12 protein-coding genes are annotated in these 13,018 nt (G+C 70.6%); 10 read left to right on the top strand and 2 right to left on the bottom strand.

Annotation, left to right across the window (positions count from 1 at the left end; all coding sequences use genetic code 11):
- Nucleotides 1–3: 3 nt before the first annotated feature.
- The 5 genes from SANBI_RS11065 to SANBI_RS11045 all read left to right on the top strand — a co-directional run bounded on the left by SANBI_RS11065 (nt 4) and on the right by SANBI_RS11045 (nt 4,916).
- A complete protein-coding gene (locus SANBI_RS11065; RefSeq protein ID WP_319154986.1) occupies nt 4–1,479 on the top strand; it encodes a glycosyltransferase family 2 protein in 1,476 nt (491 codons plus the stop codon).
- On the top strand, nt 1,476–1,616 hold the full coding sequence (locus SANBI_RS11060) for a hypothetical protein (RefSeq protein WP_179913232.1): 141 nt from the start codon (nt 1,476–1,478) through the stop codon (nt 1,614–1,616). The genes SANBI_RS11065 and SANBI_RS11060 overlap by 4 nt, the downstream gene beginning before the upstream one ends.
- Nucleotides 1,613–2,002, top strand: coding sequence for a response regulator (locus SANBI_RS11055; protein WP_319154984.1), 390 nt, complete (start codon nt 1,613–1,615; stop codon nt 2,000–2,002). The genes SANBI_RS11060 and SANBI_RS11055 overlap by 4 nt, the downstream gene beginning before the upstream one ends.
- Nucleotides 1,992–3,722: a sensor histidine kinase gene (locus SANBI_RS11050; protein WP_319154982.1), complete on the top strand. Its 1,731-nt coding sequence runs from the start codon at nt 1,992–1,994 to the stop codon at nt 3,720–3,722. The genes SANBI_RS11055 and SANBI_RS11050 overlap by 11 nt, the downstream gene beginning before the upstream one ends.
- 177 nt (nt 3,723–3,899) lie before the next feature.
- A complete protein-coding gene (locus SANBI_RS11045) occupies nt 3,900–4,916 on the top strand; it encodes a zinc-dependent alcohol dehydrogenase (protein ID WP_319161269.1) in 1,017 nt (338 codons plus the stop codon).
- Between the two features lie 214 nt (nt 4,917–5,130).
- Here SANBI_RS11045 and SANBI_RS11040 read toward each other — a convergent pair whose 3' ends face one another.
- Together SANBI_RS11040 and SANBI_RS11035 are read right to left on the bottom strand one after the other, a co-directional pair.
- Nucleotides 5,131–5,724 (bottom strand): acetate uptake transporter, encoded by a 594-nt coding sequence (locus SANBI_RS11040; protein ID WP_056130263.1) that lies wholly within the window; start codon nt 5,722–5,724, stop codon nt 5,131–5,133.
- A gap of 297 nt (nt 5,725–6,021) precedes the next feature.
- Nucleotides 6,022–8,277 (bottom strand): RecQ family ATP-dependent DNA helicase, encoded by a 2,256-nt coding sequence (locus SANBI_RS11035; RefSeq protein ID WP_408669759.1) that lies wholly within the window; start codon nt 8,275–8,277, stop codon nt 6,022–6,024.
- A 947-nt stretch (nt 8,278–9,224) separates the two neighbouring features.
- On the opposite strand from SANBI_RS11035, the gene SANBI_RS11030 reads away from it, so the two are divergent.
- From SANBI_RS11030 to priA, 5 genes are all read left to right on the top strand, one after another.
- Entirely contained in the window at nt 9,225–10,367 is a 1,143-nt protein-coding gene (locus SANBI_RS11030) for a histidinol-phosphate transaminase (protein WP_319154976.1), read from the top strand.
- Complete coding sequence (hisB, locus tag SANBI_RS11025; protein ID WP_056130270.1) at nt 10,364–10,978, top strand: imidazoleglycerol-phosphate dehydratase HisB; 615 nt, start codon at nt 10,364–10,366, stop codon at nt 10,976–10,978. Before SANBI_RS11030 ends, hisB begins: the two co-directional genes overlap by 4 nt.
- Nucleotides 10,975–11,427 (top strand): hypothetical protein, encoded by a 453-nt coding sequence (locus SANBI_RS11020; RefSeq protein WP_319154973.1) that lies wholly within the window; start codon nt 10,975–10,977, stop codon nt 11,425–11,427. The genes hisB and SANBI_RS11020 overlap by 4 nt, the downstream gene beginning before the upstream one ends.
- A 1-nt stretch (nt 11,428) precedes the next feature.
- The gene (gene hisH, locus SANBI_RS11015) at nt 11,429–12,076 is read left to right on the top strand and encodes an imidazole glycerol phosphate synthase subunit HisH (RefSeq protein WP_056130276.1); all 648 of its coding nucleotides are present in this window, start codon (nt 11,429–11,431) and stop codon (nt 12,074–12,076) included.
- Nucleotides 12,077–12,228: 152 nt separating this feature from the next.
- Nucleotides 12,229–12,960 (top strand): bifunctional 1-(5-phosphoribosyl)-5-((5-phosphoribosylamino)methylideneamino)imidazole-4-carboxamide isomerase/phosphoribosylanthranilate isomerase PriA, encoded by a 732-nt coding sequence (gene priA / locus SANBI_RS11010; protein WP_056130278.1) that lies wholly within the window; start codon nt 12,229–12,231, stop codon nt 12,958–12,960.
- Nucleotides 12,961–13,018: the final 58 nt, after the last annotated feature.

Below are 13,018 nucleotides of genomic sequence, written 5' to 3'. Positions count from 1 at the left end.
AGCGTGGCAGGGACGACCCTGACCTACGTGCTGCTCGTCCTCGTCGCCCTCGGTGCCCTGCCGATCATCGCGATGGGGTACCAGTTCGTGCTCATCCCCTTCCACGCCTTCCGCAACCACTACGCGAAGGCCGCGCCGTACCTGCCGCGCGTCGCGGTGGTCATCCCTGCCTGGAACGAGGGCGCTGTCGTGGGCACGTCGATCGACAACCTCATGGCCCTCGAGTACCCCGCCGACGCGCTCCGCGTCTACGTGGTCGACGACGCGAGCACCGACGACACCCCCGACGTCGTCCTGGCCAAGGCCCGGCAGTACCCCGGTCAGGTGTTCCACCTCCGGCGTGCGAAGGGCGGCGAGGGCAAGGCCCACACGCTCAACCACGGCATCGCGATCATCCTCGAGGACGACTGGATGGAGGCGTTGCTCATCATGGACGCCGACGTCGTCTACCTCCCGGACTCTCTGCGCAAGATGACCCGTCACCTCGCCGACGAGAAGGTCGGCGCCGTGACCGCGTACATCCGCGAGGGCAGCCTGAAGAAGAACTACCTCACCCGGTTCATCGCCCTCGAGTACGCGCTCTCGCAGGCTGCGTCCCGTCGCGCCCAGAACGTCATGGGCGCTGTGGCCTGTCTCGCCGGAGGTGCCCAGCTGCACTCCCGGGCGAACCTCGAAGAGCTCGGCGGTCGCATCGACACGAGCTCCCTCGCCGAGGACACCGTGACGACCTTCAAGACCCAGCTGGCCGGTCGCACCGTGGTCTTCGAGCCGCACGCTGTCGTGCTCGCCGAAGAGCCGCAGGCCGTGGCGGCGCTGTGGAAGCAGCGGCTGCGCTGGGGGAGGGGCAACGTCCACATCACCCGCATGTACCGCAAGCTCTGGTTCCGCAAGCAGGAGGGCAACCGCCTCGGCAGCCTCGACTTCGGTCTCGTCTGGTTCGGCGTGGCCTTCCAGCCTGTCGCCATGGTGCTGTCCTCGGTCGGGCTCGTCGGTCTGTACTTCCTCGAGAGCCCCGTGTCCGCGCAGGTGTTCCGCACCTTCTGGGCGCTGGCGGCGTGCACCTACATCTTCACGATGGTGGTGACCATCGCGCTCGACCCGGTGACAGGCCGCAAGACCCTGCGCGAGGCGATCTTCTTCCCAGGTCTGGTCTCGGTGGTCATCACCGTCGCGACCTTCTTCCCGGGACTCCTCGAAGACGACGTCCCGGCGCTCTTCGGTGTCGAGGTGAGCGACGGGAGCCTGCGGGTCTGGACGCTGTTCGTCTACTCGTGGATCACGCTGTCGATGCTCGGAGCCTGGCTGATCAAGGTCGTGGACGGTACCCGCGCCGGCCGGTTCCTGTCGCCCGTCCTGGTCTACCTCGTGGGGTATGGTCCGATCTTGTGCGCGATCACCGTCGACTCCTACGTCAAGGAGCTCCGGCACGCTGACGCGTCGTGGGACAAGACCGAGAAGACAGGACGGATCCTCGCATGAACCGCTCGACCCGCGAAGAGCTCCAGCGAGAGATCGACCGCGACCGCCGTGCAGAGCGCATGATGGTGCCGTACGCCCTGCTCGCCGTCGCGGTGATCGCCGTGATCATGGTCGTCCGAGAGGTGTTCTTCGTATGAGTGCTCCAGCACGCGTGGTGATCGCCGACGACGACGCCGACATCCTCGGTCTGGTGTCCATCGCCGCTCGGCGCGCGGGCGTCGAGATCGTCGGGTCCTTCGACAACGGCGACGACGCCTGGCAGCGGATCGCGCAGGGCGACGTCGACCTCGCCGTCCTCGACATCTCGATGCCGGGGCTGACCGGGGTCGAGGTGGCCGAGCGCATCCGCGCCGACGCCTCCCTGTCCAGGGTGCGGATCATCATGGTCTCGGCCTCCGTGTACCTGCTCGAACGCCAGTCGGCGGTCCTGACCGGCGCCGACACCTTCGTCCGCAAGCCCTTCAGCCCGCGGACGCTGTCCGAGATCATCCGGTCCATGATCGGAGCACCAGGTGACGCTTGACCCGCTCTTCGGACGGGCCTCGGCTGGTCGATCAGGTCTGCTCCTCTACCAGCTCCCGACGTTGGCGGCGCTCGCGCTCGCACTGGTGACGCTCCCGCTGTCGGGAGCTCTCTCCGACACGACCATGGTGGTCTCCGGGGTCCTCGTGGTCGTGGCCATCTCCGTGGCGGCCGTGGTGCTGCCCTGGAAGACCTACGACGACCGGCTCGCCGTCCTCATCCCCATCGTCTCGCTCGTGGGCCTGGGCCTCGTGCGGTACGGGACCGGCGGGGTCGGCTCGCCGTACTCGGCGACGCTCTTCGTGCCCTTCGTGTGGATCGCGCTGGCGGCCGGGCGGGGCAACGCGATCCTCGCGGCCCTCACCCTCGTCGCCACCTCTCAGGGGCCGGCCCTGCTGCTGACGGACTTCCGGCAGAGCGCCGACGTCGTCCGGGTGCTCTTCTCGCCGGTGGTCTACGGACTGGTCGCCCTCGTCATCAACGAGATAGCCCGCAGGTTGCGGCTCCAGCTCGACGACGCGCGGGCGACCGTGGCGCAACGGGACTCTCTGCTCGTCGACGCCGTGCGCGCCTCGCAGGAGGCCCGGTCGAACGAGACCCGCGCCAACGCGGTCAGCCGTCAGCTCTCCGGGCTCTGGGACGCTGTCACAGAGCAGGCGATCATCGGGACCGACCTGACCGGCCGGATCGACTCCTGGAACCCTGGCGCCTGCAAGATGCTCGGGGTCGCGCAGCACGAGGCCCTCGAGGCCGGTCTGGTCATCACCGACGTGCACGTCGCGGACGAGCTCCGCGAGCAGGTCGCCACGGTCGGGGACGCGACGCCTCTCGACGACGAGGCTGCTTTCGCCGTCCTCGTCCGCGACGTGGCGACGGGGTCTGCGGACGTGCGGGAGTGGACCTACGTCAGGCCCGACGGGTCTCAGCTGCCCGTCCAGGTCGCGGCGACGCAACGGATCGGGGACGACGACGACGTCGTCGGCTATCTCTTCGTGGCGACCGACATGACCAAGGCTCGTGAGTTCGAGCGTCTCAAGGACGAGTTCGTCGGCATGATCTCGCACGAGCTGCGCACACCGCTCAGCTCGATCTTGGGGTACCTCGAGCTGCTGCGCGACGAAGAAGACGGTCCGCTCACGCCCGAGCAGACGCAGTACCTGGACGTCGCCGAGCGCAACGCGCAGCGGCTCCTGCGTCTGGTCGGAGACCTGCTGTTCACGGCTCAGGTCGAGGCTGGCCGGTTCCCGATCATCAACCAGAGCACCGAGCTCGAGTCTGTGCTGCGAGCCGCGGCGCAGACCTTCGAGCCTGTCGCCGCGGCTGCCTCGGTGCAGATGCGGGTGGTGATGGACGAGACGGTGAGCACGGTGGTCCGTGGCGACGCGACCCGGCTCGGGCAGGCCGTCGACAATCTTCTCTCGAACGCCGTGAAGTTCTCCCCGGCGGGCGGTCTGGTGACGCTCTCGCTCGTCGTCCACGACCAGCGGGCCACCATCACCGTGCGCGACACGGGCATCGGCATCCCCGACGCCGAGCTGGACCAGCTCTCGACGCGGTTCTTCCGAGCCTCGACGGCGACGTCGGCCTCGGTCCCCGGCATCGGTCTCGGGCTCGCGATCACCAAGGCGATCGTCGTCGCGCACCGCGGGCGGCTCGACGTGACGAGCGAGGTCGGCATCGGGACGGCGTTCACGGTCGACCTGCCCACGGTCGACGAGTAAGCACCCGGCCCGGCTCTCGGTGACGGGATGAAGGTCCCGACCTGAGGGCCACGAGCCCACCTAGGCTCGTGGTCTGAGTCACACCGTGCTTCGGGGTGCAGGTCGGGACGCCGCTCGTGGGCTTGCCTGGAGCCACGTCGGGCACCTCACCGAAGGAGCCTGGACGTGCCCGAGACGATGAAGGCAGCTGTGGTCCGTCAGCTGGGAGCACCGCTCGTCGTGGAGGAGGTGCCCATCCCGGTCCCCGGGCCCTTCGAGGCCCTCGTCCAGGTCGACTACAGCGGGGTGTGCCACACCGACCTGCACGCAGCCCGTGGTGACTGGCCCGTGAAGCCGGTTCCGCCCTTCATCCCCGGTCACGAAGGTTCGGGCCGCGTGGTCGAGCTGGGGCCGTCGGCGGCGGGTGTCCGTGTCGGTGACCGCATCGGCAACGCCTGGCTGGCGACAGCCTGCGGCGTCTGCCGGGACTGCCTGGGGGGCTGGGAGTCGCTCTGTACCCGCCAGCAGAACTCGGGCTACTCCGTCGACGGGTCCTTCGCGGAGTACATGGTCGTCGACACGCGCTACGCGCCGCGCATCCCTGAGGGCGCGGACGCCGCAGGCATCACCGCCGTGCTCTGTGCCGGCGTCACCGTGTACAAGGGCCTCAAGGTCACCGGCGCTCGGCCGGGGGACTGGGTGGTCGTGTCGGGGATCGGCGGGCTCGGGCACATGGCGATCCAGTACGCGGCCGCCATGGGGTTCCGCGTCATCGCGGTGACCGGGACCGAGGCGAAGCGCCAGCGCGCTCTCGACTACGGGGCCGAGCTGGTCGTCAACTACCGGGACGGCGACCCTGGCGAGGCTGTGCAGGACCTCGTCGGCGGCGCTCAGGCGGCTCTGGTCACGGCCGTGAGCGAGAAGACCTTCCCGCAGGCGCTGTCCATGTTGCGACGCGGTGGCACGGTGTCGCTGGTCGGGCTCCCGCCGGGCGACTTCCCGCTGTCGATCTTCGACACCGTCCTGCGCGGTCTGACCGTGCGCGGCTCGATCGTCGGCACGCGGCTCGACATGCTCGAGGCCGTCGACTTCTTCAGCCGGGGCGTCGTCTCGACGACCTTCGAGCGTCAGCCGATGGACGCGATCAACGACATCTTCACCAGGATGGCGACGGGCGTGATCGACGGGCGCGTCGTGCTGGACATGAGTCTGTGACCCGGTCGCTCGGCACGACGACGCAGAGAAGCCCGGCCAGCAGATCCTGGCCGGGCGTCTCGGTGCTCGTCTCACGGCGATCCACTGACGGTGCTCACCCGGCAGCCGCTCGAGCAGCGGCCGCACGGCCCTCTCAGGGGCGCACGACAGTGTCTGGAGCCAGGCGAGCAGCTGGTTCAGGGACGCGCGAGTGGTCCAGCCGCGCGTGGGTGGTTCAGCTGCGGACGCCGAGCGGGAGCACGTCCCGCTTCCACGTCTGGTTGAGGACCCCGGCGAAGGAGTTGTACCAGGCCGTCCCGGCGGTCAGCAGACCGAAGAAGCCGGCGACGTGCGTCACGCTCTCGGCCTGGGCGAAGGCGCCGACAGTGAGCAGCGCGAAGGTGATCGACAGGGGCACGAACACGCTCATGAGCCCGACCGAGATCTTCAGCGTCACGACGGTCATGTAGAGGGTGAAGATCGTCCAGGCGAGGAGGAACACTCCTGTGGCCTGGTGGGCCGTGTCTGCCGGGAGGCCCGGGACGACGAACTTCACGTAGGCGGCGAAGGACATCCAGAACGCTCCGTAGGAGGAGAACGCCAGGGCGCCGAAGGTGTTGTTCTTGACGAGCTCCCACATGCCGGCGAGCAGCTGGACGAGCCCGCCGTAGAAGAGCGCGAGAGGCAGGACGACAGGCTCGAGGCTCGAGTCGAGGAGTCCGGCGTTGAAGATCGAGAGCACGAAGGTGGTGAGCGCGAAGCCGGCGAGGCCGAGCGGCCCCGGGTCGGCGATCAGACGCAGGGCAGGGGTGGGCGTCGAGGACGTCATGAAGATCTTCTCCAGGCCCGGTCGCGGAGACCGGGTGTGGTGGTGGCGCGGTCGGGACGGACCGGAGGGACGGCCTGTCCGAGACAGGGCGACGCAAGTTTCCAGGTCAGGTGCCGCACGGACCTAGGACTAAGGTCACAGGATCGGGCCTCGGAGGGCTGTTCGTGACGGACGACGCACTCGGTGTGCCTGCACGGTCGCCCCCCGCCTGGACGAGATTCGTGCACGCATCTATCCCGCCCGCCCGCCCGCACCCGCCCGGTCGGGTGGGCGCGGGCAGTCCTGGTTGTCGCCGGGCTACTGCTGGGCGAGGACGAAGGGCAGGACCGCACCTGCACCGGCCTGGCGCAGCAGACGACCAGCCACGGCCAGCGTCCATCCGGAGGCGACACGGTCGTCGACGAGCAGGATCGACCGTCCTGCCAGGCCTGCGCTCGCTGCGGGTGTCAGGTCGAGGCCGAGGCGCTGCGCCACCCCGGCGAGGCGCATGGCGGAGTTCACGTCGTGGCGGGGTGGGGTCTCGTGGCCGCCGAGGGGTCCCACGAATCCGACGAAGGGCTTGTCCAGGTACTTCGCGAGCCCGCGGGCGAGGTGCTCGACGAGCACGGGTCGCGTCGTCGACCGCACGCAGACGACCCCGTCGACCTGGAGCCCGTCCCACGCGTCGAGGACCTGCGCCGCGGCGCGTCGGAGGTGGACGGGGACCTCGCCGTCCGGGGTCGTGGACGCGAAGAGCTCGCGGAGGGGCTGCGACCAGCCGAGCCCGTCGAGGCGCGCGACCGCTCGGCCCGGCTCGGTCTTCTCGGCGGGCGAGATCTTGCCCTTGAGGTCGATGCCGAGGGTCGCCATCCCCGTGGGCCACATGCTGCGGGGCTCGACGACGACTCCAGGGACGTCCATGGCCTTGCGAGCCTGTGCCACGTGCTCGGTCGTCGGTGCGGCGGGCAGCGTCGAGCCACCGCACTTGTCGCAGCGGCCGCACCGCTCGTCGGGGCGGAGGTCTGGGTCGTCGAGGGTGCGGCGCAGGAAGGCCATCCGGCAGCCGTCGGTCGACTCGTAGTCGAGCATGGTGCGCTGCTCGGCGAGGCGTGCCTGCTCGACGCGGGCGTAGCGGTCGGCCTCGTAGGTCCAGCCCTGGCCCGTGGCCTCCCACCCACCCTTGACCCGCTTGACCGCTCCGTCGACGTCGAGGACCTTGAGCATCATCTCCAGACGCGACCGGGTGAGGTCGACCTGTGTCTCGAGGGCCTGCGCCGACTGGGTGCCCCCGTGGGACAGGGCGTCGAGCGTGGCACGGACCTGGTCTTCGCGGGGGAAGGCCAGCGAGCCGAAGTACTCCCAGATCCGCTGGTCTTCTTCACCGGGGAGGAGCACGACGAGCGCGCTGTCGACCCCACGGCCGGCTCGACCGACCTGCTGGTAGTAGGCGATCGGCGAGCTGGGGGCGCCCAGGTGCACGACGAAGCCGAGGTCGGGCTTGTCGAAGCCCATGCCCAGGGCCGACGTCGCGACGAGCGCCTTGACGCGGTTGGCCTTGAGGTCCGCCTCGAGGGACTCCCGCTCGGTCGGGTCGGTGCGTCCCGTGTAGGCCGCGACAGGCAGGCCCGCTGCCTTGAGCTGTGCGGCGACCTGCTCGGCGACCGACACCGTGAGGCAGTAGACGATGCCGGAGCCCTCGGTCGAGCGCAGGGCCTCGAGGAGCCACGCGACACGGGTCGGCTGGTCGCCGAGGCGGAGCACGTTGAGGTGCAGGGACTCCCGGTCCAGACCGCCGCGGAGCACGAGGACCTCGCTGCGGCCCGCGCCCTCTCCGGTGATCTCGAGCTGTTCGGCGACGTCCTGGGTCACGCGTGCGTTGGCCGTGGCCGTCGTGGCGAGCACGGGGATGCCCTCGGGGAGCTCGGCGAGCAGGGTCCGGATGCGGCGGTAGTCGGGCCGGAAGTCGTGGCCCCAGTCGGAGACGCAGTGAGCCTCGTCGATGACCACGAGGCCTGCGTCTGCGGCGAGGCGGGGGAGCACCTCGTCGCGGAAGCCCGGGTTGTTGAGCCGCTCGGGCGAGCAGAGAAGGACGTCGATGTCTCCGTTGCTGATCTGCTCGTGGATCTGGTCCCACTCGGTGACGTTCGCCGAGTTGATGGTCGCCGCACGGACCCCGGCGCGCCCGGCCGCGGCGATCTGGTCACGCATGAGCGCCAGCAGCGGCGAGATGATGATGGTCGGCCCTGAACCTCGTGCGCGGAGCAGGGAGGTCGCGACGAAGTACACCGCGGACTTTCCCCACCCGGTGCGCTGCACGACGAGGGCTCGGCGCTGCTCGGCCACGAGAGCGTGGATCGCCGTCCACTGGTCGTCGCGCAGGACAGCGTCGTCGCGGCCCACGAGGCGGCGCAGCGCAGCCTCGGCCTCGGGGCGCAGGTCCTCGTCGGCCCCCGGGCGGACCCGGACTGCGGCGGGGCGGGCTGGTGCTGCCCGAGCCGCCACACGCTCGCCACGCGCACCCGACGTCCGTCGTCCGTCCACGGGGTCGAGGCGTCCGGCCGAGGCCGCGGCCATCTCTTCACCCCAGGCGTCGTCGACAGGCTCGTCGAAGAACGGGACGTCCTTGTAGGGGTCCTCGCCGTAGGGGGCGTGGTTCGTGCGTGCCGCGGGTGCAGCCTGCGTGGTGGCCGTCGCCTCGTCGGTGCCTGCTGTCCTGCGGTCGGCCATGGGGTGGTCTGTCGTCTCTCTCGCGTCGGTCGGGGCGTGCGGGCTGTGCTCTGCGGTCGAGCGCTGCTCTGCGGACCGGGTCTGTGCGAGACCAGGCTCGGGGGGCGAGACGTGCTCGGGCGCCGGCTCGGTGACGGGCTCGGTGTCGGTCTCCGGTTCGGGGGCGGTGACCGTCTCGGGAGCAGGCTGCATCTCGTCGTCGTCCTCGTCGAACATCTCGTCGTCGTCGTCGTCGTCGTCGTCCTCGAGGAGCGGCTCTGCGCCCGGACCCACGGGCTGTCCGGTGACGGTCTCCTCCTCGTCGGGCTCGGGGGCGAACCCCGGCGTCTGCCACGCCGGGGCCGGCTCGGCGGCCGTCGTCGGCTGTGCTGCCGGTGCGACGTCGTCCGGGGTGCCCGAGACCAGACGGCGGGCGTCCATCGAGGACGTGCCCCACGCCGGGCCGTCGTCGACGACGACACGGCGGCGGGGCGTCGACGGCAGCTTGGACCAGTCGGGCTCGACCCCCCAGCGCTTGGGGCCCTTGGGCTTGAAGGGCAGGGGAGACGACGCCGGGATGCCGCTCTCGGGCATCGAGACGAGGTCCGGGCTGTCGTCGGCCGGGGTGGTGTCGCCGTCGGAGGTCATGCAGCAAGCCTAAGGACTTCTGCGCGAGCGTGTGACAGCCGAGAACGGCGCTGTGGACAGGGTCGACCTCGCGCGGTCCTGTGGACGACCCGGTGCGGCGAAGACCGATGAGGCGTCCCCTGTGGACACCGGCGTCTGAGTCCCGTGATCCTTCCTAGAATGGTCCCGTGACTCCACGAGCCGACACCCCGATCACGTTGCCTCTGCGCCCCGACCTCGCCGGCGAGGTGCCCTACGGTGCGCCCCAGATCGACGTCCCGCACCTGCTCAACGTCAACGAGAACCCCTACCCGCCCGGTCCGCAGGTCGTCGCGACGCTCGCGGAGTACGTGTCTGCTGCGGCGTCGACGCTCAACCGCTACCCGGACAGGGACTTCCCGGCGCTGCGGTCCGACCTCGCGGACTACCTGGCGCAGGAGTCCGGCGTGCGCGTCGCCCCCGAGCAGGTCTGGGCCGCGAACGGCTCCAACGAGGTCATGCTGCACCTCATGCAGGCCTTCGGCGGCCCAGGACGCACGGCGCTGTCCTTCGCCCCTACCTATTCCATGTACCCGGAGTACGCGCGCGACACCCACACGCGCTGGGTCGCCGGACGTCGAGAAGAAGACTTCACTCTCGACGTCGACGTCGCGGTCGCGACACTGCGCGAGCACACGCCCTCGATCGTGATCCTCACCAGCCCGAACAACCCGACGGGCACCGCGATGCCCTTCTCGACCATCGAGGCGGTCTGCGAGGCGGCGCTCGAGCTCGACGTGGACGGCTCGCCCGCCGTGGTCGTGGTCGACGAGGCGTACGCGGAGTTCCGCCGGGCCGGTGTGCCCTCGGCGCTCGAGCTGCTCGAGCGCTACCCCAACCTCGCCGTGAGCCGCACCATGTCCAAGGCCTTCGCCCTGGCAGGGGCACGGGTCGGATACCTGGCCGGCTCGACCGACCTCGTCGACGCCCTGCGCATCGTCCGGCTGCCCTACCACCTGTCAGCAGTGACGCAGGCCACGGCCCGCGCCGCGCTCGCGCACGCGCCAGCGCTGCTCGCCCAGGTAGATTCGCTCAGGACCGAGCGTGACGCCACGGTCGCGTGGTTGCGTGCTCAGACCCTCGACGGGCGGCCTCTCCAGGCCGCCGAGTCGGACTCGAACTTCGTGCTCTTCGGCACGTTCGACGACCGGCACGCCGTGTGGCAGGGTCTTCTCGACCGAGGCGTCCTCATCCGGGAGACCGGGCCCGAGGGCTGGCTCAGGGTGTCGATCGGCACACCGCAGGACATGATCGCGTTCAAGGACGCACTGGTGGAGGTGGCAGGGCTGTGAACGCTGCACAGGGGACGCGTCGTGGACGCGTCGAACGGACCACGAGCGAGTCGAGCGTCCTCGTCGAGATCGACCTCGACGGCACGGGCCGCACCGACATCTCGACGTCGGTGCCCTTCTACGACCACATGCTCACGGCGCTCGGCAAGCACTCGCTCATCGACCTCACGGTCAAGGCGACCGGTGACACCCACATCGACGCCCACCACACCGTCGAAGACACCGCGATCGCCTTCGGTGAGGCGCTCCGGATCGCCCTCGGCGACAAGTCCGGCATCGGCCGCTTCGGCGACGCCCTCGTGCCGCTCGACGAGGCGCTCGCCCAGGCTGTCGTCGACGTCTCCGGTCGCCCGTACCTCGTGCACACGGGGGAGCCTGCAGGGCAGGAGTACCACCTCATCGGCGGGCACTTCACGGGCTCGCTGACCCGTCACGTGCTCGAGTCGATCGCGCACCACGCCGGGATCTGCATCCACATGCGGGTCCTCGCCGGCCGCGACCCGCACCACATCGTCGAGGCGCAGTTCAAGGCGCTCGCCCGAGCCCTGCGCGCAGCCGTCGAGCCTGACCCGCGCGTCGAGGGCATCCCGTCGACCAAGGGAGCACTGTGAGCAGCCCCGACCAGGGCGCCGTGAGCGTCGCCGCCATCCTCACGCAGGTCGCGACAGCCGACGCGCTCGCCGCGGCCTGCGCGATGGGCAAGCACGTCGTCGACGCAGTCCCGTCGCCCATCGGCGCCTACGCGGTCCTGCGCGACCCGTCGGGCGACCGTCCGGCGGAGCTCGCGCGCTCGGTCTCAGGTCTCGTCAAGACCGTCCCGCTCATCCTCTTCGAGGTCACCGACGGGCACATCGCCGCGAGCCAGTGGCAGGCCGGCGTCCGTGGAGAAGACCTCCCGGCAGCCCTCGTGCTCGACGGAGCACCCCACGAGTTCGAAGACGTCCTCCTCGGGGTGGTCGCGGCCGCAGACGTCGAGGGCGCGGTGTCCAGCAAGGGCATCTCGCGGTGGAAGGCTGCTCGCAGCCTCGCCGCGACGGGCCGAGCCCGCGGGAGGCGCTGAGATGGCTGGCAGACCTACGGTCGTCGTCCTCGACTACGGCTTCGGCAACGTCCGCTCGGCCGTCCGCGCCCTCGAGCGGGTCGGCGCAGCGGTCGAGCTCACCGCCGACCCGAAGGTCGCCTCGGTCGCCGACGGCCTCGTCGTCCCCGGGGTCGGCGCCTTCGCGGCTGTCATGGACGGCCTCGCCAAGGTCCGCGGAGGGCAGATCGTCGAGCGTCGCCTCTCCGGAGGGCGCCCGGTGCTGGGCATCTGCGTCGGCATGCAGATCATGTTCGACGCGGGCGACGAGCACGGTGAGCACACCGAGGGCCTCGCGCAGTGGCCCGGTGTCGTCGACAGGCTCGAGGCGCCTGTGGTCCCGCACATGGGGTGGGACACCGTCGAGCCCCCCGCAGGCTCGGTGCTCTTCGACGGCATCGAGGACGAACGCTTCTACTTCGTCCACTCCTACGCCGCCCGGAGCTTCGACCTCGGTGCAGGCGAGCCCGTCGACGCCCGCTTCAAGCCGCCGCAGGTCACCTGGTCCGACCACGGTGGCAGGTTCGTCGCCGCAGTCGAGAACGGACCGCTCTCAGCCACCCAGTTCCACCCCGAGAAGTCGGGCGACGCCGGGGCGCAGCTGCTGCGCAACTGGCTCGGCTCGCTCTGACCTGCTCGGCCGCCCGCTGACGCGCCCGACGGTCTCCGCAACTGCGGGGCCGTCGCTGCTGCAGCGTGGCGCCGTCACCGTCTGTGCGGTGGCACCGCGCCCTGAACACCCTTGAAGCATCCACGACCACCGGTCCCGAGAGGATCTCCACCATGACTGACCGTCTCGTACTCCTGCCCGCCGTCGACGTCGCCGAGGGGCAGGCCGTCAGGCTCGTCCAGGGGGAGGCCGGGTCGGAGACGTCTTACGGCGACCCGCTGACGGCTGCGCTCGACTGGCAGTCCGGTGGCGCCGAGTGGGTGCACCTCGTCGACCTCGACGCGGCCTTCGGGCGCGGCTCGAACGCCGAGCTTCTCGCCGACGTCGTGGGACGCCTCGACATCAAGGTCGAGCTCTCGGGAGGCATCCGCGACGACGCCTCTCTCGAGCGCGCGCTCGCGACAGGCTGCTCTCGCGTCAACCTCGGGACCGCTGCGCTCGAGAACCCCGAGTGGACCGCCCGGGTCATCGCCGAGCACGGCGACGCGATCGCCGTCGGTCTCGACGTCCGCGGCACCACGCTCGCCGCGCGTGGCTGGACGCAGGAGGGCGGCGACCTCTGGGAGGTCCTGGCCCGCCTCGACGAGGCCGGCTGTGCACGCTACGTGGTGACCGACGTGACCAAGGACGGGACGCTGCGCGGACCGAACCTCGAGCTGCTGCGCGACGTCGCCGCCCGGACGTCGGCCCCCGTCGTCGCCTCCGGGGGCATCTCGAGCCTCGACGACCTGGTCGCGCTCCGCGAGCTCGTCGGCTCGGGCGTCGAGGGCACGATCGTCGGCAAGGCGCTGTACGCGGGTGCGTTCACGCTGCCGCAGGCCCTCGACGTCGCAGGCCGTCCGTGACCACTCCCGTCCCCGGACCGGCCCACGACCGGGGCCGTGACGGGCACGTGCACGACCA

Origin of the sequence: Sanguibacter biliveldensis (genome assembly GCF_033798665.1) — a bacterium.
Lineage (GTDB): Bacteria > Actinomycetota > Actinomycetes > Actinomycetales > Cellulomonadaceae > Sanguibacter > Sanguibacter inulinus.
Note: the sequence above shows the minus strand (reverse complement) of the source record. Positions and strands in the feature narration are given on the sequence as shown.